Below are 21,106 nucleotides of genomic sequence, written 5' to 3' on the forward strand. Positions count from 1 at the left end.
AAAACTAAAAAAAGATGCCAAAAGCTACATGAACTTTGGCATCGTAAACTAACTATTGATTTTTTTACCTATATTTTTCTTTTTCCGCCATTCAGGCGCTTCGCCATCCTCACTCCAAAATTCCTTTAAATAGCAAATCTTCCCATCAATCATCCGATAGTAAGAAATCGCATGAAAACTGATAGCTTCATCAACTAATCTCACCTGTGTAATCGAAACATATTCATCAACGCTAATTTGATTACATTGCAGAACCACGGCTTGCCAAGCCCCTGGATACTCACAATTAGCAACTAAATATTCTTCTCGCGTAAATCGCTCATTCGTATTTGGCCAATCAATCACAGCTGTTGTTACAAAATATTCTCTTAAAGCTGGCAACTCTTGTTTAGCGACACTTTGCCAAAAATTTTTAATCACTGCTTCCATCAAGTCTCCCCCTCAGATTTAAAACTTACTTTCATTATATAAAAGTATTTGAAAAGCACAATCAATTTTCAAATTTCCAGATAATTTTCAAGAAATTTCGATATTTTCTTGCATTTTTTCTGATTAACAGTATCATGAATAGTAAATTCAAATTATCTCATGAAAGGAAGTGACGGCTTTTAGAAAGTATTTCATTTGCTTTCCTTGCCAAGAAAATGAATCAAAAAAATATTAAAGGGCATCTTACTGCAATTTTTACCATTTTTGTTTGGGGCACCACTTTTGTTTCTACCAAAAAGCTGTTAGCCTTCCTGCAACCTATTGAAATTCTATTTTTACGTTTCTTTATTGGTTACTTCACCTTGTGGTTACTAAAACCTAAAGTTGCTCCACATTTTTCTTTTAAAAAAGAAAAATATTTTATGTTAGCTGGTATCACAGGTATCACTTTATATTACTTATGTGAAAATGTCGCTTTACTCTACACTTCTGCTTCAAATTTAGGGGTAATTGTTTCAGTTGCACCATTTTTCACTGCCTTATTCGCTATGATTTTTTTCAAAGAAAAAAAGCCCACCATTTATTTTATGGCAGGCTTCGTAATGGCAATTATCGGCATCGCTATTTTAAGTTTTGCTGGCAGCAAAGGGGTTAGTTTCAATCCTTTGGGTGATTTCCTTGGTTTAATGGCTGCGGTTATTTGGGCGATTTATTCAATCATCACCAAAAAGATTTCTGAGTTTAAAGTCCCGATTATTTTAGCTACCCGCAAAGTTTTCGCTTATGGCTTACTTTTCATGTTACCAGTTTTATTTTTTAGTAAACCTAGTTTTGATTTAACCGTGATTACGCAACTAGCTGTTTTAACCCATCTGCTTTACTTAGCAATTGGTGCATCAGCCATTTGCTTTGTAACTTGGAGCTTTACGATTAATACTTTGGGAGCTGTCCGCGCTAGTGTTTATATTTATGGCGTTCCAGTTGTGACTATCATCGCATCTGTTCTCTTTCTAAATGAAACTTTAACTTCTGCAATTGCCATCGGAACTTTGTTCACTTTAGCCGGTTTGTTAATCTCAGAAAAACAGCCTAAAGAAGCTTTGCAAGAAACGATTGAATAAATATTAAAAACTTCTCCGCTACTTTTAAGTAGTGAAGAAGTTTTTTTGTGGGGATTTATAAATCGTTTTCCGAAAATTCTATACACTTTTTTCTTGTCACATTTGCCAATAAAAACTACCGATTAAATAAATAGTTTATAAGTAACAATGTATTACCAAGTGCAGTAAATAGTGGTCCTACAGTTTTAAATATACTTATTTTAAAACCGATAATTCCATCAAATAACTGTACACCGATCATAACTACTGATAATGCTATTAAGAATGAAGAATCCTTAAAAATAAGTAAGCCTATTGCAACTATTAGTAAAGATGCACTTCTTGACATAGCATATTTTGCATTCGTTAGTGCATTTTTTTCTTGCCTTGCTTTTAAGAAAGTATCAATAGAAAATCCAAAACTTACTGCAGAACTTATTAATGTAAAAATTGCACAAATATAATAGCTTATCATATTGTCCCTCCTATTAGTATGTTTAACTATTCTTCTAATTTAATTCACTTATCAACAAAAATCACTACCTCTCCTCTAAGATTTATAGAGAAAAGATAGTGATTTGTGCTTACAGCTCATTATATAACTTGAATCAAACTCCAAGAAATCCTTTTATATTAAGGGATTTTTATTATTTTTCAAGTTGTAGAAAGATTTCAAACCTTTGTATTCAGCAACTTCACCAAGTTGGTCTTCGATGCGTAATAATTGGTTGTATTTCGCAATACGGTCAGTACGTGAAAGAGAACCAGTTTTGATTTGGCCAGCGTTAGTTGCAACTGCGATATCAGCAATTGTTGAATCTTCAGTTTCACCAGAACGGTGAGAGATAACTGCTGTGTAGTTAGCTTCTTTAGCCATTTCGATTGCTTCAAAAGTTTCTGTTAAAGTACCGATTTGGTTAACTTTGATAAGGATTGAGTTACCAATTCCTTTTTCAATACCTTCAGATAATTTAGCAGTGTTTGTAACGAATAAATCGTCACCAACTAATTGAACTTTGTCGCCAAGACGTTCAGTCAATAATTTCCAACCGTCCCAGTCGTTTTCGTCCATACCATCTTCGATAGTGATGATTGGGTATTTGTTAACTAATTCTTCTAAGTAATCTACTTGTTCAGCAGAAGTACGTTTTTTACCTGTTTCACCTTCGAATTTAGTATAGTCATATACACCATTTTCAAAGAATTCAGAAGAAGCACAGTCAAAACCTAACATAATATCTTTACCTGGTTCAAGACCAGCAGCTTTGATTGCTTCTAAGATAGTTTCAACGCCATCTTCAGTACCTTCAAAACGAGGAGCGAAACCACCTTCGTCACCTACTGAAGTTTCAAGACCACGAGCTTTTAAGATTTTAGCTAAGTTATGGAAAACTTCTGCTCCCCAACGTAAGCCTTCTTTAAATGATGGAGCACCAACTGGCATAATCATGAATTCTTGGAAAGCGATTGGTGCATCAGAGTGAGAACCACCGTTAATAATATTCATCATTGGTGTTGGTAACACTTTAGTGTTGAAACCACCTAAGTAATGATATAAAGGAACTTGTAAGTAATCAGCAGCAGCACGAGCAGCAGCGATAGATACACCAAGGATAGCGTTAGCGCCTAATTTACCTTTGTTTGGTGTGCCATCTAAAGCGATCATCGCTTTATCAATAGCCATTTGATCAGTTACATCGTAACCAATGATAGCTTCAGCAATAATATTGTTAACATTGTCAACAGCTTTAGTAACGCCTTTACCTAAGTAACGAGATTTGTCGCCGTCACGTAATTCAACAGCTTCGTATTCACCAGTTGAGGCACCAGAAGGAACCATCCCGCGACCAAATGCACCACTTTCAGTGTAAACTTCTACTTCGATTGTTGGGTTACCACGAGAGTCAAGGACTTCACGAGCGTAAACATCAGTAATAATTGACATATTCTGTCTCTCCTTTGAGTATCTAATTTATTTTTTGGGAAAAATCCCTTAAAACCAATTGTAGTTAAATTTTGCTTAGAGTGCAAATATTTCTTATTATTTTCACTCTATTTTACCGCATTTAATAATGCTAAGAAAGAGTCAGCTTCTAAACTTGCGCCACCGACTAAAGCACCATCAACATTTTCTTTCGCCATGTATTCAGCGATGTTTTCTGGTTTAACAGAACCACCGTATTGAATACGTACGCTTTCAGCTACTTCTTTACCGTAAAGTTTTTCAACTGTACTACGAACCACGCCACAAATTTCATCAGCGATTTGTGCATCAGCAGATTTACCAGTACCGATTGCCCAGATTGGTTCATAAGCAATTACCAAGTTGCTTACTTGTTCAGCAGATAAATCAGCTAAACCAGCTGTAATTTGGCCTTCAATCCACTCAGCAGTTTTGCCTGCTTCATAAGTTTCTAAAGACTCACCACAACAAAGAATTGGTGTCATGCCATTAGCAAAAATAGCTTTTGCTTTTTTGTTAATTTCAGCATCAGTTTCGTGGAAATATTCACGACGTTCAGAGTGACCAATAATCACATAATGAACACCTAAATCAGCTAAAGCAGCTGGTGAAGTTTCACCAGTGAAAGCTCCAGCATTTTCCCAGTAACAATTTTGTCCAGAAATTTTTAATTCAGTTCTGTGAGCTTCAGCCATCAATGTTTCTAAAAACAAAGCTGGTGCGCCGATTACTGAATCAACTTGACTATTTGCTGGAATTTTGTTTTTTACTGCTTCAGCAAAAGCTTTTGCTTCTTTAGCAGTTTTGTTCATTTTCCAGTTACCTGCAATAATAGGTTTACGCATGTTATTTGCTCCTTTATGTCAAGCTGCATGAGCTAACAAGCTCACTCCGCTTTTTTATTTATCGTTGATTGCTGCTAAGCCTGGTAATTCTTTACCTTCTAATAATTCTAAGCTAGCGCCGCCACCTGTAGAAATGTGAGTGAATTTGTCAGCGAAGCCTAATTGAATAGCAGCTGCTGCAGAATCACCACCACCGATGATTGTTGTTGCGCCTTCAAGGTTAGCGATTGCTTCACAAACACCAATTGTACCTTTAGCAAAATTGCTCATTTCAAACACACCCATAGGGCCGTTCCAAACAACTGTTTTCGCACCAGCTAAAGCTTCAGTGAATAAATCAATTGATTTAGGACCAATATCTAAGCCCATGTATCCTTCTGGTACTGCTTCGCCGTCGCTGATTAAAGTTTCAGCGTCATTGCTGAATTCTTTAGAGCATACAGAATCCACTGGTAAAACTAATTTGTCGCCAGCTTTTTCAATAATTGATTTAGCTAAATCAATTTTATCTGCTTCAACTAAAGAATTACCAATTTCGATACCTTTAGCTTTGTAGAAAGTATAAGTCATACCGCCACCGATAAGGATTTTATCAGCTTTAGCAATTAAGTTTTCGATTACGCCAATTTTATCAGAAACTTTAGCACCACCAAGGATCGCTACGAATGGGCGTTTTGGTGCTTCAACAGCTTCACCGATAAATTTAATTTCTTTATCCATTAAGAAACCAGCAACAGTTGGAATACCAGTTGAAGCGATTCCTACGTTTGAAGCATGCGCACGGTGAGCAGTACCGAAAGCATCATTTACAAATACATCGCCTAAAGAAGCCCAGTATTTACCTAATTCAGTATTATTTTTACTTTCTTTTTTACCATCAATATCTTCAAAACGAGTGTTTTCGAAAACAACAACATCGCCATCTTTCATATTGTTGATTGCTGCTTCTAATTGTGCTCCGCGAGTTTCAGGAACAAAAGTTACTTCTTTACCTAATAATTCTCCTAAACGTTTTGCAACAGGAGCTAATGATTTGCCTTCTTTGTCAGCTTCTTCTTTAACACGGCCTAAGTGAGAGAATAAAATCGCTTTTCCGCCATTTTCAATTACATAATTAATTGTTGGTAAAGCAGCTACAATCCGGTTATCATTTGTGATTACGCCATCTTTTAATGGAACATTAAAGTCAACACGTACTAAAACTTTTTTATCTTTTAAATCAATATCTTTGACAGTCATTTTTGCCATGAAGTGTTCCTCCGTATTCTTGTTTGCCTGAGAAAAAAAAGCGGAGAAGCGCGTCGCTTCCCCGCTTGATTAGACAATGTTTTCAATTACATTGATAAAATCTTGCAGCACAATTTTGATGATTCATCAAAGTTGTGTCGCTTACTTTAACTAGCTCTTATAAGTTTGCAAAGTATTCTAAAGTACGAACTAATTGAGCAGTGTATGACATTTCATTGTCATACCAAGCAACAGTTTTAACTAATTGTTTGTCGCCAACTGTCATTACTTTAGTTTGAGTTGCATCAAATAATGAACCAAAAGCCATACCTACGATATCAGAAGATACTAATTGTTCTTCAGTATAACCATAAGAATCGTTAGCAGCAGCTTTCATTGTAGCGTTGATTTCGTCAACAGTTACATTTTTATCAAGAACTGTTACTAATTCAGTTAATGAACCAGTTGCAACTGGAACACGTTGTGCAGCGCCATCTAATTTACCGCTTAATGCTGGAATTACTAAACCAATTGCTTTAGCAGCACCAGTTGTATTAGGAACGATGTTTTCTGCAGCAGCACGAGCACGGCGGAAGTCACCTTTAGGGTGTGGTCCGTCAAGAGTCATTTGGTCACCAGTGTAAGCGTGAATTGTTGTCATTAAACCTTCAACAATACCAAAGTTGTCATTTAAAGCTTTAGCCATAGGAGCTAAACAGTTTGTTGTACATGAAGCACCAGAAATAACTGTTTCTTTACCAGTTAAGATTTCATGGTTTGTGTTGTAAACAACTGTTGGTACATCATCGCCACCAGGAGCAGAGATAACTACGCGTTTAGCCCCAGCTGTTAAATGTTTTTCAGCAGCTGTTTTAGAAGTGAAGAAACCAGTACATTCTAATACGATATCTACACCTAAATCACCCCATGGTAATTCTTCAGGGTTACGGTTAGCTAATACTTTAACTTCTTTACCATTAACGTTGAAATATCCATCATGAACTTCAACTGTTCCGTTGAAACGGCCTTGAGTTGTGTCATATTTCAACAAGTGAGCTAACATTTTAGCATCTGTTAAGTCGTTGATAGCAACAACTTCAATCCCCGCTACTTCTTGAATACGGCGGAATGCTAAGCGTCCAATACGTCCAAATCCATTAATACCTACTTTAACTGTCATTTAAGATTTCCTCCTTATGAAAATCGAAAAAATTATTTATTTTAAAGGGTTACCCCTTTTAAAATCTCATTAGCTGCGGCTTCATCAGTAATCAGCCACGTTTGTTTTGGTGCATGTTCCAAATAAGCACGAATCGCTTTAGCTTTGGTCTTGCCGCCAGCAACTGCAAAAATATGTGGGACTTTTTGCAATGCTTCAAGCTGCAAGCCAATGCGGGGAACTTTGTAAATTACTTCACCAGCTTCGTCAAAGAAATAACCAAAAGACTCAGCCACGGCATTTTGTTGTTTCAACATGACCAACTGCTCTTCATTCATCTTACGGCGAGCAGCCATATGCAAAGCACGCCCAATACTATGAATAACACAATTTGCATGATTAATCAACTCTAACACATCATCAATAGCAGGCTCTTGCAATAAAGTTTGATACGTTTCTTCACTTAATTGCTCTGGCACATATAAAGCTCGATGCTCGCCACCAGAATTACCGGCCATTACAGCACTAACTGTATTGGCTTGAACGGTTAGGGCTTCCCCAATTCCGCCTCGCGCTGGCACAAAAACATTATGGCGTTTACTGCTTTCCAAATTAGAAAAGTGATTGGCAATTTCTGCCATCGTTGTCCCGCCCATTACTGCTATAATATTTTGACCTTCTGGCAACACTAAATCTAACATATTATTTAGCACTTCACCAAATTCTGAAACAACTTCAACATGTAAGTCGCTATCGCCTTCAATGACTAAACAACGTTCAATCCCAAAATGATTAGCGATTTGGTGCTCTAAATCATCCATGCCACTTAATTGATTCATAATCTTCTCTAGGCTATGGAAAATTTCTTTTCCTTTACTAGTTAAAGACATGCCACTTTTAGCACTGGTTAACAAACCCAACTGTCTTAAAAAATCTGTTTCCGTCCGTAACATCCGTTCGGTCATTTCTAAATTTTCCGCCAAACTTCTGCGGCCGATTGGTTGTAGCCAGTAAACTGCTTTTAAAATCTGAAATCTTTCTTGTAACGTTTCAACTAATTCAGGCACTAACGCCTCAACTAATTTTAGTTCATTTAACATGTCCTTCTCCTTCGTTGGACGAAAAATGTCCAGAGTAGACCAAAAGCGACCCATAGATGATAAAAAAAGTGATTGAACTGCTGGCATTCTTATATCAACATCTCAATCTCACAAAATTAATTCTATCACTTCTCTTATTTTTTTTCAACTAAAAGAAACAAGATTTATCTAATAACTGAAGAAAACTACTCTTTTTCATAATAAAATGGTACTTTTACGTGAGAATGTTAATTATCATAGGAATTATACTTGCTGAAACTGATGTATTTTATGGTTACCTATAATGAAAGAAATAATTTATAATATCAAAAAAAGCCTTCAGAGCAGCCATAAAGTTTTATGGCTATGCTCTGAAGACTTAAATTTTAATCGTCATATCTTTTTCGTTTGGAAGAAGTCGGAATCCCTAAGGCTTCTCGATATTTCGTAACAGTTCGGCGGGAAATTTGCGCACCATCGGCTTTTAATAAATCAGCCAATTTCTGATCAGAATAAGGACGATTTTTATTTTCCTCTTCAATCACTTTCTTCAATTGCTGTTTGACACTATCTGCCGACTGATCCGCTCCATTATTAGAGCTAGCAATTTTATTGGTAAAAAAAGTTTTCAACTCAAAAATTCCAAAATCGGTTTCTAAATATTTACCATTAACGGAACGGCTAACCGTTGATTCATGAATTTCCAATTGCTCGGCTATTTCCTTCATAGTTAAAGCTTGAATTGGCCGGCTAGCCTCTAAGAAAAAGCCCGTTTGCCTTTCAATAATTGCTGTGCCTACTTTTAAAATCGTATCGCCACGTTGCAACATCGTCCGCTTCAACCAATCAAATTCCTGTTGCTTTTCTTTCAAATAATCCAGTGTTGCTTGATCAGCTTGCTGCTTCATCCGCTCAAAATAGCCTTCTTGCAACTTAATTTCCGGCTGCCCTTTGCGATTTGAAGAAACCTTGATTTCGTCATCTATAACTTTTACTCGTAAATCAGGCACCACATACAATTCCGTTTGGTGATTAAAGCCACTGCCAGGAGCTGGCGATAGCGTTTGAATATAATCAAAAACCTTTTGAATATCAGATAGTTGCACACCAAATTTTTTAGCAATCTTCTCCCATTGACGATTGACTAAATCATCAAAGCCTTCTTCCAAAACAATGTAAGCCAAATTCGGTGCGTTATTATCCCGTTCCGTTTGCAACATTAAACACTCTTGCAAATTTCGGGCACCCACTCCTGCTGGGTCTAATTGTTGAATCAAAGTTAGCGCATCTAGCATTTGAATTGTATCAGCACCGGTTTTCGCCTGTGCTTCCTCTAATGACAGCTTCAAATAACCATTCACATCAATATATTCAACTAAAAATAAAACTAATTTACGTAAATAAGTATCACGATAATTCAAATGAACTTGATTAATCAAATATTCAAATAAAGAAATGTTCGTTTCGGGAATTTGATTGATAAAGTTATTTTCCCCTTGCCAACTATTACTGCCACGACCATAATCTGGCGTTATACTAGGTGGAATCACTTCAATCAAAGGATTTTCCAAAGCTTTATTTTCAATGTAGTCAACCAACTGCTCAGAATTATATTGTAAAACTTGCAAAGACTGTTGCAATTGTTGCGTCATGGCAAGTTTTTGCATTTGCTTTTGCTGCTGTTGTTGTGAAAAATTCTGCTGAAATTTCATTTCTTTCTCAATTCCCCTTGTTTTTTTTAACCAAATCAGCTAAACTATTACTCGTGCTTAATGCGCCCTTAGTGTAGTGGATATCACGTAAGATTCCGGTTCTTGAGACGGGGGTTCGATTCCCTCAGGGCGCGTTTTTTATTTGATTATTATCTACATTTTTCACTAAAAAGCAAGAAATGTCAATGTTTTAAGTGATGAACGGTCATATTTTATCAGAAAATTTTTGTGGCTGTCATGTGGTTAAAATAATTTATGTATTACTTAATTGAGAGATTCAAGGCTTAGCAAAACCGCTAAGTCTTTTTTGTTACTTTTAATTATTAATTAAACAAGGAATTTGTAAAGTTTACAGGTAAAAACTTTACAAAAAGCAGTTAAAGTGGTTGAATTAAATGAAGAAAACTTAAATAGCGAAAAAATCGGCTATTTTACTTAATATGTACACGTTTATAAATCTTCACCATCTATCTAAAAAGGAGCGTTTTACTTGAAAAAAACATTACTTACAACCTTGATATTACCTAGTCTTTTACTTTTAGGTTCCTGTACAACTACTGATGAAAAAACAGCAACTAGCACAACCGCTACTTCCACAGTTGCGACTACGACCGCCAGCTCTTCTATTGAAGAAGAGATAGTTTCTAAAGAACTAGTAAATACCGATGGCATTAAAACTAACTTTGAAAAAATCACTTTAGGTGATTTAGATAAACAAGGTGAAGGTGGCAATACACAGACTGAAGTTACTGCTATTTTAGGCGAAGCCACAGCTACTTCTACCTCAACTACTGATGACCAAAATATCGAAACTCTATCATGGATTGGTTTAGAAGATAGCCCTGTAACTTTGAAAGTTTCATTTATTGATGGCAAAGCTTTTTCAAAAACGATTGCTAACTTAACAGTTGCTGATACAGAAGATATTACTTTAGAAAAATTTGAAGCTATCGCTACCGACCGCGCAACGACACTTGCTGAAGTTATTGCTGAAGTCGGTGAACCTAACGGCAAAGATATCACAGTTAAAGATGGCAAAAATCATAAAATTCTCTCTTGGAATCAAAATGTAGCTGGCAAAAATGCCGATTTCAACATTCAATTTGTAGATGATGTTGTTAGCTCTAAAATGCAAGTTGGGATGGAATAGAAAGCAAAGAGGTTGAAGCTAAAAATTCAACCTCTTTTTTTATCCATTCTATGCTTTAAGACTAGGATAAACTGCTCGTTTCACTAGATGCTCTAGCCGTTTATTAAAAGGGGCTTTCTCTTTAAATACAAAATGTGGTAAATCTCGATCATTATTTGCTTTATAAATCATTTTTAATACCTGCCATTCATCTTCATGAGCCAAAACTGTTACGTTTTTCCCATCAAAATAAAAAATCGCATTACCGCCCTCTTCTTGATAAGTACAAAACATTGTTGCTACCTCCTTGATTTTTTCTTTTGGTTGTTCTGCTACTACTTTGTTCCCTTTGGCATAATTCAACCAATCAACTTGCGTTCCATAAAAGTTATTTACATCTAAATGCCCGCCATAGCCATCTAAAATAGTCGTTGAACTATATTGATAAGCAATTGCTGGATAGGGAAATCCCCGTCGTGATGGCTGCTTATATTCGGCAAAACCATGCTGCGTTGCAGAATATGGATAATCCGCTAACCATAGTGGCCATCCTTCATTGCCTAAGACTGAAAAATCATAAGCATTCAAGACAAAGGTATACGTATAAAACCAAGCTTTTACCCCTGTTAACTTATGGACATGCCATAAAAATTCTCTAGCCCAAGTGATATTCGCTTTATTTTCAGCTTCCCAATCCAAAACTAAAACTGCTTTACCTAAATAATCACCAACACTATTTACAAAATGCTCTGCTTCAGCAATCGCTGTTCCTTGATAACCTGAATCATTGGCAAAATGATATAATCCCAACAATTTATTAGTCGCCAAAGTTTGATTAGCTTGCCGCTTAAAATCAGGGTTAACATAGCCAGTGCCACCGGTTGCTTTCACAATAACAAAATCGGTGGGCACAGCGGATAAATTAATCCCCGCTTGCCAGCCAGAAATATCAATTCCAAAAAGCGTCATGTTTTCAACTCCTTGTTATAATTATTTGTAGAAATCCCCAATAATGTACCTAAAAATGTAGTTATCGCACCTAGTGTTACAACTATCAGCTGCGTCAATTCCCATGCAAAAGCTGATCCTAACGTAGTAATTAACGTAATTAGTGCAGGCAGAAAGATTGTTACGACAAATTTAAGTCTATCGTAAGTTTTATTATTCAATTTCATTTGAGTTGCCTCCTTTAATTGGTAGCTGAGTGACTCGTTCATATAACTTTTCGATCATGCCGTTACCGCCTAAACCAGCGTAGCCATGATACAGTTTTTCCAAGTTTTTAAAGTCGTCAATTGAGATACAACCGACTTCAAGATAATGCTCACAATAGTGATACAGTTTATCATGAAGCGAAGCCAGTGTTGCGCCTTCAAGTTTTAAAAATCGGTCTTCAAACGTGTCGTTTCTTCGTTTAAATTCAACGACTAGTTGGCGAAAAATGCCATAAATACCGACGCCGAAAACTCCCATTACGATTGTATTTGCGTTCAGAAACATATCAATATAATTCATTTGTCCACCACCCGACTACTGTCTTTCTAATTTCTGGTAAAGAATTACATCTTTTGTATTTGATACATCACTAGAAATCCCAACATAACAATCTTTTAAATTTGGACAATTTGAGAAGAAGTTATATGTCGATGAACTTGGATTGTTTGTTGCATCTAACCAGTAGTTCAATACTGTTGTGAGTTTTGGTAGATTCATGAAGTTTGTAGCAGTCATTAATTTTGGTGAAAGTTTACCATAAATACAAATACGTTGTAATGTGGGCGGTAAATACGATTGTCCTCCAGCCAATTGACCTGTAAACAACATCATGTTACCTTGTGGTAGCCTACCAACCATTTCATTGACATTAACAGAAGAGCTATGTGGAGCAAGACCTGTACTTTCTAAAAATGCACCATCAGAAGCAGAAATCTTCATCCAAATCTGGCATACATCGTCGGTCACTTGAATACAATCGTTTGCTGAGATTGACAATACTACTGTAGCCCCAGATGAAGCACTAGCGTTTAGTACTTTAGACTCAACCCATACACCATTTTCAAAGTTACCGATTGAATATTTGACTTTAGCACTAGAGCTTGTCAGATACCATCTTGCAGGCATAGAGATTGCAGTTATGGCGTTAACACCCAATTCTAACAATTGATACATCTCATTATCATTAATCATTTCTGGAAACGGAAACGGTAACCAGTAATCAGGTCTGTTTTTATTCCATGGAATAGGCGATACACTCCACAAACCAGAATGACTTTGACTTGTAACTGGTTTATTCATAATATAACCACGACTATTAGGATTTGTTACATTCCAATCTGAATAATCAAACTCATAGATCCATGAACTAGAACCACCACCAGTAGAACTATTTGCATAAGTAGTAATTGCTGTTTGTGTAGTGCTTAATTCAAAATGCCAAGCTACAGTTTTTGTTGAATCAATATAATTTTTGCTTACTGGTTGAATATTTGATAATGCACCAGTTACACTATCCTTAACAGTGACAAATGTAGCCCAATCGTCAGAAGCTTCTAAAGTTTCAAAACCTCTACCATAAACCATGATTTTATCATCTGTAAAACCATGGGTAGCAGTGAATATAATTGGAGTTGTTCCAGCTGGTGCAGAAGTTACTTCTGTCCAAGTCCCATCTTTCCTAGCATATTGTTTTCCATCTTTTGGTGCTTCTTCAACACCTTCACCATTAGATTGAGCAGAATAATAAGGATGTGAAGCAACTAATACATCGTTTTCATCGAAAATGTCAAAACGTTCAATCGGGTCTAATTGCACCTCTGAGTTAACAAAGTGATAGGTGTGATAATATTCAGTTGTAAATTCTAAGTCAACTGTGGTTCCGTTATTTGCGGCTTTGACAGTATAGTTACTATAGTCAATCTCACTACCGTACGGTGCAACAATTCTTAAGTTGACTTCTTGACCATTAACATCTACTTCAATCGGAATTGTACTCCCTACACAACTACCACCAGTTATTTCCACCCAATCTCCGTTTTTTCGACCATACACTTTACCATCTTCTAGCGCTTCTGAAATTCCACTTGCTCCATCTTCACCTTTCACCCCGGGTGCTCCAGTATCGCCCTTTTCACCAGGTGCTCCAGCGTCACCTTTTTCACCTTTGGGTCCTGCAATACCGCTTTGCTGTATCAAATCTTTAAGTTTTGTTTCGTTCAAGCCCAAGTCGACTTTATAACTGCCATTGCCTGAAACATTTATATAGCCATCATCGCTATAAATTAGTGTCGGTTTACTGCCGCCACTACCATCACTGCCCCCTGTTACTTCAATCCATTTTTCATTTTCAAAATCCAGAACCCAAATCGTATCATCAGGTAGTTGATAAGCAAATTTCCGACTAGGATTTTTTATATCCGAAAGGCTATCTACACATTGAAGCCAATCACATTTTCCATCACCACAATGTTGTCCGTTAAATGGTGTTCTATCACGACAATTAGATAATTTCATAAGTATCCTCTCCTTTTATAATATCTGCAAAACAGGCTGCACAAGTTGTTATTTCGACGCCTAAAAAACTAGTCAAATTCTTTAGAAATAATTCATTAATTTTTAAATATAAATTATTCAGCTGTTGATTATTATCGCTGGCTTGCCAAGCTTCGAAGGCGGTCATCATAGCCAGCCCTAAATGTTTGACAGTGCACCATTTTTGTTTATCTCCTTGAGAACCATAAACTTCGTATAAAAATAACATGATATCTCTTCGCCGTTGCGCCGTTTCTATTAATTCTGCTTGTAAATCAGTAATTTTTGCTAATTGTTCTTCTACTGGAGCAATCGAGATGCCGTTTTCTAACTCAGAAACTGCTTTTTCAATTAAAGTTTTAGTATGCAATTCGACACTAGCTAATTGAATGAAACAGCGAATTAAATCTTCCGCAATCCCATCTGTTGCATGTTTATTCTCCATTCATCATTCTCCTTACTTGCGCTGCTGCTTTTTTTCTTTTAATACTTTCTTGTTTCACTTGATAATCATAGCCTTGACTACGCATTTTTAATAAAGCGATGCTGGCTTGATAATCTGTTGGATGCTGTGCTAAATGTGCCTCAATCTCGGCAGCTTTTTCAAAATATTTATTCATCTAAATCCCTCCGTGAGAATATTTCAAATATAAAATCATCGTGACATCAAACAAACCATCTGCAAAGATTTCCACTTTTTTAAAACCGGGTTTTAATAACACCCCTTGCTGCCAAGGTGCCAAATTTTCATAGGCTAGTAAAACATCATACATTGCCATGCTATTTCCTTCTGGATAAAGTCCCCACGAATCAATCCAATCTCCACCGTATTGCGCACTTAAAGCAGCCGTAATATCAATACCGTCAATTAAAACTTTTACATTGGCAAGGGTTGGAGCATCGCCATTATTTGGCTGCTCTTTTTCACCAATATGTTGATAGGGTTGAATGGATAGTTTAAATTCAAAACGATGATAATAACGTAAATCTTTACTAGTAGAGATATAAAAAACAGCGGGGCGATTATTATCACCAGCCCGCTGAATTTCTAACCCGTTTAAATCCACAACTTCATCTCTACGTTGCATTTTAGCTTGTTTGGCATCTTTTCGCTGATCTGAAAGTTGCTCTAATATTTTTGCTAAAAGTAGGTCATCAATCATTATTTGACCACCTTTCAATTTTTAAGTATTTATTTAAAATAATCGTCGCAGTTTCCATGCCATTGGCGTGAATATGATGGGTAATTCCTGTTAAATAAAACCAATCATCATAAGTTAGAATTTTTTGCATATAACTGCTACATTCCATTACTTTGAAAATTTGGTTATCATATAGTAAGCGTAATTTATCGCCAACATTAACATCATGTGGCAACCTAGAGACATGTAGCTCTAAACTAATATCTCTTCGAAATGATTTTAAGCGTTTAACTGCGGCATCATACGCAATTTTAGCGGCTTTACAACGATCTTCATCAGTAACTTCTTCATCTTTTTTACCAAAAGGTGCTAAATCGTTGAAAGCGACTGAACCTTCAATTTTTATAGCACCTTCTAAAGCGATACTTTCTTCGTCTAAGACCGCATATTCATAAGCATTATTAGGGGCTAATTTGTTATAACTGATATAAGGATATTGTCGCTCTGTATTGATGCCATCTCGTAAAATTACAACTGGAAAACCAGGAATCGTGGCACCTTCTTTTTCCAGATAAACATCTCGTAAGCTCATGGAACTCATACCGCTATCACTTTTTTCACCATAAACAGTTAAAACATTCTTAACATTTGAAGAATTAATCGTGACAATAGGTTCTTCTAAAATCTGAATATTTTGCTGACTAGGTGCTTTAACAGATATCGTATAAGGTTTCTCTTCACCAAATTGGCTGATTTCAATTCTGCGACCACAATTAAAACCCACTCGCCAAAACAAATCAGGTGTCAACTCACAAGTTTTTGTTAAACTTTCTTGTTTATTTTGACGACTGTAAACATAATCAATGACCGACATCCCACTATTATTTAAATAATCAATATTCCATTGATTGCTATAGCGAAAATTTAAAGTACTGAAAATATCATTAATCGTTCTATTTTTAGCAGTTAAATTGGTTTTGACTTCTTCATAAGTCCATTCATGAATCACATGGGCCAAAGTGAAAGAAACAGTTTCTTCTTGTTTATCCAAGACAGGATCTAAAACAACACCATGAAAAACTTTTTGGTTCACATAAATTTTCATTTCAGGACGACCATTTAGATATTGCCAATATTCAATTGGTAACTCAATATCCGTTTGGGGCTCCGCCATTAGCTCCACTTGCCAATCCAAAGTATCATTTAAAAGTATCGTTCCACGCTTAATTACTTTATTTCCTTCAATAATTTCAAAGAAGAATTTCTCATTTCCTTCCGCAAAAGTATCATCTTCAACATCAAAAGCCTGTTCATAAAAAATCATTTGATTGAAATTTAAAACATCTTCTAATTCACCATCGGTACGAATGGATTCCAAATAGACACCCGTATGATTAGGCACCGAAAATTCTACCGAAAATCCACTCATATCAATCCCCATGGTATCAGAACGTTTTTCAGCTAAATCAGGACGATAAACTGCTTCTGTTTCAACACGGCCTAATTCTTCACTTGTTTCTGCATCATAAAAAACTAAAATGTGCCGTGGTAAAGTGGAACTAAAATGCCACCCTTCCGCAAAAATCTTTTGATTCTTAATACCTAATATTTCTAGTTCGCCAACTTTAGTTTCTTCTTCAAAACCTTCTCCTTCAAAACTGGTATTTTGCAACCAATCAAACCATTTATTAGCAGCAGAAACCCGTTCAGCCTCTTTCACGCCACTTGGTCGTTCAAAATTATATAAAAAAGCTTTAGCTGCTGTAGCCGCATCACCCACTTGTTTGAAGCCTGCTACAGTGGAAGGTTCCACTTTACCAATCCATTGACCATTATGATTACACCAATCCACTAAGCGTGCTTGTGGCTCCATCGCTTTATAATCTCCTTGTACCCCTGAAGTTGCAAAAAGTTGTTGCACATAAGCACGACCATTATGAGTCGCCCCACCTGCTAAAGGATACGCAGAACCATCCCACTGAACAATACCATAAGCTGGACCACCTATTTGTTCAGTATCTGGATTTAAGCTGGTGCCTACTTCCAATTCAACATTTCCTAACATCCCAGCAATGGCTGCTGTGTTATAACCTAACTCCGTCATTACCTGAGCAAAAGCCCATGCTCTTTTTTCTTCTGGTGTGTTTAAATCTGGCGTACCACCACTACCATTTGGATTACGATAAATCGCTTCAGGTGGATTTCCTGCATAGGATCTAGCAGATTGATAATTTGTGGTATGGATGCCATTGACGCTTCCACTGGTGCACTCAATAATTTGTTGGGAATCAATAAACATCCCTGTATGACCGGCATTACCACTACTAGCACCTTTAACACCCCAAATAAAAACATCTCCACGTTTCGGCGTAGCTGCTGGAAGATTTAACCTCTTCCAACCAGCAGCTTCCAAATCATTAAAAAGACTATCAGTATTTCCCATCGTTCCTTCTTTAAGGAAACCACCTGCCACTAAAGCAAAATAAACAGCACTAGAGCAGTCATAACTGCCTGGCCCTAAGCGGTTGCCTTGACTATAAAATACATTTCCTCTTCTACTTGTAAACCAATTAATTGCTGTGTTTGTATTTGCCATAATCTCACCTTAAGCCAAATATTTTTTAGTTTTATCAATATGAATAGGACGCAATAAAGAGACATCAATTTGTCCAGCACCGATTGATTTCATCATCTCACCAGTAGTTAAATTAATAATCCGTAACTCTACCGCATCTCGTTCTTCATTATAATGAAGCTTCCATGCAAAAGTACGATATTTTCCGGCAATCCCAGGTTCAAAAATAATTGAATTGGATGCATAGACGTTTAAATCGATATGTTTTTCTGGCGTACTAGGTCGCCAACAATAATCTTTAATATATTGTTGCGCTGGATCATTCCAGTCGTTAAAATAAGCAATTGAAATCCCATCAGGCGGCGCAGAATCTAACGGACTCGTAAATTTATACCAGTTCATATTAGGGAAAATTAGCATACCGCGTTTTTCTGGGCCATCTGCATCTAAGAAAGAATACTTAACCACACCAGTTCCTTTCATCGTTTCACTTACATCATAAATATAAGATTCTGGTATTAATGGAAATTCATCGTCTAATCCATAGTTGTAAGTCGCTTTTTCTAAATTATGAATAGCTTCCCACATCCCACAAATTGTACAAATGATGGTTTTAAACATCGTCCAAATATTTGGAATTAAAATATGACTTAAATATTCTCGCCAATTACATTGTTCTTGCCCCATCACATTATCTTGTTCTCCACCAACACCGCAATCATTCAAATTATTCAAATCTTGACAGTCATTGTGTAGCTCTTCTTCAGGAAGATCAGGATTTAAACCTGTATCATCACCTAAACTCTCACACATCTTTTCAGTAATTCCAGTACACCAAATTTCAGGTACTACTTCATCTAAAGCATCACAAGCGCTACAGCTTTGATCACAATTACCATTACAATTCACTTTTACCATTTTGGTTCCTCCTCGTTCATTTTAATGTATTAATTTTTCTCTGAAAAATTAGTTTGATGTTCACTACGTATATCATTCCACTAGCAGCCATGAATAATTAGAAGCTAGTTCATCGTTTAGTAATAAATTTTTTCACAAAAATTTATTATGATTTTCACTACGCATACCATTCAACTAGCTTGGTACTCTGGTAAGTTGAACTGGCAACTGACATCATCGTTCGTTTTAATTTTTATTTTTTAGTTATAGCTATTATGCAATAACTGAGTGAAGTACTTAGTAGCTAAAGTTGCACTTTTACTAAGTATTTGCACAATTCCACTTAACTCTTCAACTTGCAAAAACTATCAAAAAGCTGACAACCCTTGATATAGAAATGTTTATCTCTCATTTTAGTTTCTGAGCATTCCGCTTTTTGTAGTAAAAATCTTAAAAATATGCAACTTTTTTTACTTAAAGCAATTTTACTTTGTGTTATGCTGTTAGCTCATCCACTTTGACAAAAACACAAACCATATCGCATTTATTACGAGTATCTACCACAACTTGATTCAAGCCTTGATGGACTTCATAACCAAAGCTCGAACCTTTAGGAATGATTAAATCATTAACTGGTACACGCATTGGTGGACAATTTGAATCTCGCTGGTACCAAATATCACCAGTACTCATGATTGTTAGTCTCCCACAAAAACAGCCAGAAACTTGCATCCCATTGCCGTTAATCTTGATTGTAGGATTTTCAAATTTGCCAATTAACGTAACTTGAACTTTATCGCTATTAATAACTGTGCCACTATAAAATTCGCCAGCAATTAATTGGCGACATTTCGTTTTTTTGCAAAGCCGATGACCTAGTAAAATTTCCTCTTTCCAAAGGTGTTTTCCTGCCTCACAGTTATAGATAATCTGATAAGTGTTATTACAGCCAGCGTAGAAATCAGCGATAATTTCTTTCTTCAACTCACATAAAGACCATTCGCGACTTAGATTTTCACACTCGCAAAAACATTTTTTACAGTGTTCAGCTGGCTTACTGTTGCAAGCAATGCAACAATCAAGACATTCATCAATTTCCCGATAATCCAGACAATCAATGAAATCACAAGAATCATATGGTCGCAGAAAAGTTTTATGAACGTCTGCCTTGTGCCAAATACCTTCAGTTAAAGTAAAATCAACATCAATTTCCCAAATCCATGGTTCATTAGCATAAATATCACCCAACTGATTCACTTCTGCCATCGTCCAAAGTAACTGATTACCATCAATCGCCCATAAACGCCCTGCTGCAGATAAATTTTTCAAAATGAAATCTTTATAAAATTGTCGCTGATCTCGGCTAATTTTTTGATAATCAAAACGCAAAGTCATACTTAATGCTTGCTCCTCTAAAAAATGCTGCTGCCGCTTACGAACTGCATAACTTCCGTGTCCATGCGAGTAAGAAATTGTATTGGTCTTATAATTAATACTACGATCTGCCGAAACTAACGTATCAAAATTATCAATAACTAACTCATTAAATTGAAGATATTTACGATAAACTGGATATGGATCACAAGATAACATGGCTTCCCCTCCTTTACTAAAATATTTTTATTCCTTATTTTTATATGGCAAAAAGACCTAGCCGTTTTAGCTAGGTCAAATTACTATTCAATTTGTTACTTTTCATTACTCGTCTTCTAAATAAATTTTTATTAACTCTTCCAAATTTCTGTTCTTAGTTCATAAATTCTCGTTGTAGTCATCGTTATTTTTTCAATAGCTTCAACTGATACTTAACCCCTAATTTTGTCTATAGAGTAAATATCACAGACTTCCTAACCACATAAGAAATCCCCAAAAGCCTATCAACAGAAACGGATATATATATAGTAAAATTCTATCTCTGGCTTCTTTTTTCTTCTGTGCTTCACTTTTCTAATCTTCAATCTGCTGACATATTTGCTATGATAACTAATATAAAATATATTATAAAGATCAGAATTAATCCATATTTTAGTATAAAATAAAATCTAGCATCTTTGCGCTTCTGCTCTTCACTCTTCTGATCTTCAATCCGCTGACGTTCTTCTCGATACTCTCTATCACGTATTCTCTTATTTCTCGCAAGAACATTTGGCGTATTTAATAGCGCTTCATCTTTGGATCAATTTTACATGTATAACCACAGTATTCACATTCTATGATTTCGGTTTCGATAAGGCTATTTATTTCGGTTGCTCTTTTTAATGGATCAGCACATTGCGGGCATTTTTCTTCCATCTTTTTTCTCCATTAACATACTTATAATA

21 protein-coding genes and 1 tRNA gene are annotated in these 21,106 nt (G+C 36.1%); 3 read left to right on the forward strand and 19 right to left on the reverse strand.

Going from position 1 to position 21,106, the window contains the following annotated elements; translation table 11 throughout:
• Nucleotides 1–48: 48 nt before the first annotated feature.
• Nucleotides 49–429: a nuclear transport factor 2 family protein gene (locus M2139_RS08000; RefSeq protein WP_280738309.1), complete on the reverse strand. Its 381-nt coding sequence runs from the start codon at nt 427–429 to the stop codon at nt 49–51.
• 215 nt (nt 430–644) lie between these two features.
• Between M2139_RS08000 and M2139_RS08005 the strand changes: the two genes are divergently transcribed.
• The gene (locus M2139_RS08005) at nt 645–1,550 is read left to right on the forward strand and encodes a DMT family transporter (protein WP_280738310.1); all 906 of its coding nucleotides are present in this window, start codon (nt 645–647) and stop codon (nt 1,548–1,550) included.
• Nucleotides 1,551–1,665: 115 nt separating this feature from the next.
• Here M2139_RS08005 and M2139_RS08010 read toward each other — a convergent pair whose 3' ends face one another.
• From M2139_RS08010 to rpoN, 7 genes are all read right to left on the reverse strand, one after another.
• The gene (locus M2139_RS08010; RefSeq protein WP_280738311.1) at nt 1,666–2,004 is read right to left on the reverse strand and encodes a hypothetical protein; all 339 of its coding nucleotides are present in this window, start codon (nt 2,002–2,004) and stop codon (nt 1,666–1,668) included.
• Nucleotides 2,005–2,157: 153 nt separating this feature from the next.
• On the reverse strand, nt 2,158–3,474 hold the full coding sequence (gene eno, locus M2139_RS08015; protein ID WP_280738312.1) for a phosphopyruvate hydratase: 1,317 nt from the start codon (nt 3,472–3,474) through the stop codon (nt 2,158–2,160).
• Between the two features lie 107 nt (nt 3,475–3,581).
• Entirely contained in the window at nt 3,582–4,337 is a 756-nt protein-coding gene (gene tpiA / locus M2139_RS08020; RefSeq protein ID WP_280738313.1) for a triose-phosphate isomerase, read from the reverse strand.
• Nucleotides 4,338–4,391: 54 nt separating this feature from the next.
• Nucleotides 4,392–5,585: a phosphoglycerate kinase gene (locus tag M2139_RS08025; protein WP_280738314.1), complete on the reverse strand. Its 1,194-nt coding sequence runs from the start codon at nt 5,583–5,585 to the stop codon at nt 4,392–4,394.
• Between the two features lie 157 nt (nt 5,586–5,742).
• Nucleotides 5,743–6,744: a type I glyceraldehyde-3-phosphate dehydrogenase gene (gene gap / locus M2139_RS08030; RefSeq protein ID WP_280738315.1), complete on the reverse strand. Its 1,002-nt coding sequence runs from the start codon at nt 6,742–6,744 to the stop codon at nt 5,743–5,745.
• 41 nt (nt 6,745–6,785) lie between these two features.
• Complete coding sequence (locus M2139_RS08035; RefSeq protein ID WP_280738316.1) at nt 6,786–7,823, reverse strand: sugar-binding domain-containing protein; 1,038 nt, start codon at nt 7,821–7,823, stop codon at nt 6,786–6,788.
• Between the two features lie 365 nt (nt 7,824–8,188).
• A complete protein-coding gene (rpoN, locus tag M2139_RS08040; RefSeq protein ID WP_280738317.1) occupies nt 8,189–9,514 on the reverse strand; it encodes an RNA polymerase factor sigma-54 in 1,326 nt (441 codons plus the stop codon).
• A 62-nt stretch (nt 9,515–9,576) separates the two neighbouring features.
• On the opposite strand from rpoN, the gene M2139_RS08045 reads away from it, so the two are divergent.
• Both M2139_RS08045 and M2139_RS08050 read left to right on the forward strand, forming a co-directional pair.
• A tRNA-Arg gene (locus M2139_RS08045) sits at nt 9,577–9,648 on the forward strand.
• A gap of 356 nt (nt 9,649–10,004) precedes the next feature.
• Nucleotides 10,005–10,664, forward strand: a complete 660-nt coding sequence (locus tag M2139_RS08050; protein ID WP_280738318.1) for a DUF3862 domain-containing protein — start codon at nt 10,005–10,007, stop codon at nt 10,662–10,664.
• A 48-nt stretch (nt 10,665–10,712) separates the two neighbouring features.
• Here M2139_RS08050 and M2139_RS08055 read toward each other — a convergent pair whose 3' ends face one another.
• The 11 genes from M2139_RS08055 to M2139_RS08105 form a co-directional block, all read right to left on the reverse strand.
• On the reverse strand, nt 10,713–11,612 hold the full coding sequence (locus tag M2139_RS08055) for a GH25 family lysozyme (protein ID WP_280738319.1): 900 nt from the start codon (nt 11,610–11,612) through the stop codon (nt 10,713–10,715).
• On the reverse strand, nt 11,609–11,818 hold the full coding sequence (locus M2139_RS08060; protein WP_280738320.1) for a phage holin: 210 nt from the start codon (nt 11,816–11,818) through the stop codon (nt 11,609–11,611). Before M2139_RS08060 ends, M2139_RS08055 begins: the two co-directional genes overlap by 4 nt.
• On the reverse strand, nt 11,805–12,158 hold the full coding sequence (locus tag M2139_RS08065) for a hypothetical protein (protein WP_280739535.1): 354 nt from the start codon (nt 12,156–12,158) through the stop codon (nt 11,805–11,807). The genes M2139_RS08060 and M2139_RS08065 overlap by 14 nt, the downstream gene beginning before the upstream one ends.
• A 15-nt stretch (nt 12,159–12,173) precedes the next feature.
• Entirely contained in the window at nt 12,174–14,153 is a 1,980-nt protein-coding gene (locus tag M2139_RS08070) for a hypothetical protein (RefSeq protein WP_280738322.1), read from the reverse strand.
• Nucleotides 14,140–14,616 carry a hypothetical protein gene (locus M2139_RS08075; RefSeq protein ID WP_280738323.1) on the reverse strand — a complete coding sequence of 159 codons (477 nt, stop codon included), beginning with the start codon at nt 14,614–14,616 and terminating at the stop codon, nt 14,140–14,142. The genes M2139_RS08070 and M2139_RS08075 overlap by 14 nt, the downstream gene beginning before the upstream one ends.
• Nucleotides 14,606–14,791, reverse strand: a complete 186-nt coding sequence (locus M2139_RS08080; RefSeq protein ID WP_280738324.1) for a hypothetical protein — start codon at nt 14,789–14,791, stop codon at nt 14,606–14,608. Before M2139_RS08080 ends, M2139_RS08075 begins: the two co-directional genes overlap by 11 nt.
• Complete coding sequence (locus M2139_RS08085) at nt 14,792–15,334, reverse strand: hypothetical protein (RefSeq protein WP_280738325.1); 543 nt, start codon at nt 15,332–15,334, stop codon at nt 14,792–14,794.
• The gene (locus M2139_RS08090; RefSeq protein WP_280738326.1) at nt 15,327–17,909 is read right to left on the reverse strand and encodes a phage tail tip lysozyme; all 2,583 of its coding nucleotides are present in this window, start codon (nt 17,907–17,909) and stop codon (nt 15,327–15,329) included. The genes M2139_RS08085 and M2139_RS08090 overlap by 8 nt, the downstream gene beginning before the upstream one ends.
• A 9-nt stretch (nt 17,910–17,918) precedes the next feature.
• Nucleotides 17,919–18,806: a hypothetical protein gene (locus M2139_RS08095; RefSeq protein ID WP_280738327.1), complete on the reverse strand. Its 888-nt coding sequence runs from the start codon at nt 18,804–18,806 to the stop codon at nt 17,919–17,921.
• 474 nt (nt 18,807–19,280) lie between these two features.
• Nucleotides 19,281–20,378 (reverse strand): hypothetical protein, encoded by a 1,098-nt coding sequence (locus tag M2139_RS08100; protein ID WP_280738328.1) that lies wholly within the window; start codon nt 20,376–20,378, stop codon nt 19,281–19,283.
• A gap of 561 nt (nt 20,379–20,939) precedes the next feature.
• On the reverse strand, nt 20,940–21,077 hold the full coding sequence (locus M2139_RS08105) for a hypothetical protein (RefSeq protein ID WP_280738329.1): 138 nt from the start codon (nt 21,075–21,077) through the stop codon (nt 20,940–20,942).
• Between the last annotated feature and the right edge of the window lie 29 nt (nt 21,078–21,106).

The organism is Enterococcus sp. PF1-24 (assembly GCF_029893325.1).
Classification (GTDB): Bacteria; Bacillota; Bacilli; order Lactobacillales; family Enterococcaceae; genus HY326.

Excerpts from the sequence above, each read along its gene's own strand:
- tpiA (WP_280738313.1), bottom strand. The coding sequence starts at position 4,337 with ATGCGTAAACCTATTATTGCAGGTAACTGGAAAATGAACAAAACTGCT.
- M2139_RS08010 (WP_280738311.1), bottom strand. The coding sequence starts at position 2,004 with ATGATAAGCTATTATATTTGTGCAATTTTTACATTAATAAGTTCTGCA.
- M2139_RS08080 (WP_280738324.1), bottom strand. The coding sequence starts at position 14,791 with ATGAATAAATATTTTGAAAAAGCTGCCGAGATTGAGGCACATTTAGCA.
- M2139_RS08090 (WP_280738326.1), bottom strand. The coding sequence starts at position 17,909 with ATGGCAAATACAAACACAGCAATTAATTGGTTTACAAGTAGAAGAGGA.
- M2139_RS08000 (WP_280738309.1), bottom strand. The coding sequence starts at position 429 with ATGGAAGCAGTGATTAAAAATTTTTGGCAAAGTGTCGCTAAACAAGAG.
- M2139_RS08005 (WP_280738310.1), top strand. The coding sequence starts at position 645 with ATGAATCAAAAAAATATTAAAGGGCATCTTACTGCAATTTTTACCATT.
- M2139_RS08085 (WP_280738325.1), bottom strand. The coding sequence starts at position 15,334 with ATGATTGATGACCTACTTTTAGCAAAAATATTAGAGCAACTTTCAGAT.
- M2139_RS08100 (WP_280738328.1), bottom strand. The coding sequence starts at position 20,378 with ATGTTATCTTGTGATCCATATCCAGTTTATCGTAAATATCTTCAATTT.
- M2139_RS08105 (WP_280738329.1), bottom strand. The coding sequence starts at position 21,077 with ATGGAAGAAAAATGCCCGCAATGTGCTGATCCATTAAAAAGAGCAACC.
- M2139_RS08060 (WP_280738320.1), bottom strand. The coding sequence starts at position 11,818 with ATGAAATTGAATAATAAAACTTACGATAGACTTAAATTTGTCGTAACA.
- M2139_RS08025 (WP_280738314.1), bottom strand. The coding sequence starts at position 5,585 with ATGGCAAAAATGACTGTCAAAGATATTGATTTAAAAGATAAAAAAGTT.
- M2139_RS08095 (WP_280738327.1), bottom strand. The coding sequence starts at position 18,806 with ATGGTAAAAGTGAATTGTAATGGTAATTGTGATCAAAGCTGTAGCGCT.
- rpoN (WP_280738317.1), bottom strand. The coding sequence starts at position 9,514 with ATGAAATTTCAGCAGAATTTTTCACAACAACAGCAGCAAAAGCAAATG.
- M2139_RS08055 (WP_280738319.1), bottom strand. The coding sequence starts at position 11,612 with ATGACGCTTTTTGGAATTGATATTTCTGGCTGGCAAGCGGGGATTAAT.
- M2139_RS08070 (WP_280738322.1), bottom strand. The coding sequence starts at position 14,153 with ATGAAATTATCTAATTGTCGTGATAGAACACCATTTAACGGACAACAT.
- eno (WP_280738312.1), bottom strand. The coding sequence starts at position 3,474 with ATGTCAATTATTACTGATGTTTACGCTCGTGAAGTCCTTGACTCTCGT.
- M2139_RS08075 (WP_280738323.1), bottom strand. The coding sequence starts at position 14,616 with ATGGAGAATAAACATGCAACAGATGGGATTGCGGAAGATTTAATTCGC.
- gap (WP_280738315.1), bottom strand. The coding sequence starts at position 6,744 with ATGACAGTTAAAGTAGGTATTAATGGATTTGGACGTATTGGACGCTTA.
- M2139_RS08065 (WP_280739535.1), bottom strand. The coding sequence starts at position 12,158 with ATGAATTATATTGATATGTTTCTGAACGCAAATACAATCGTAATGGGA.
- M2139_RS08035 (WP_280738316.1), bottom strand. The coding sequence starts at position 7,823 with ATGTTAAATGAACTAAAATTAGTTGAGGCGTTAGTGCCTGAATTAGTT.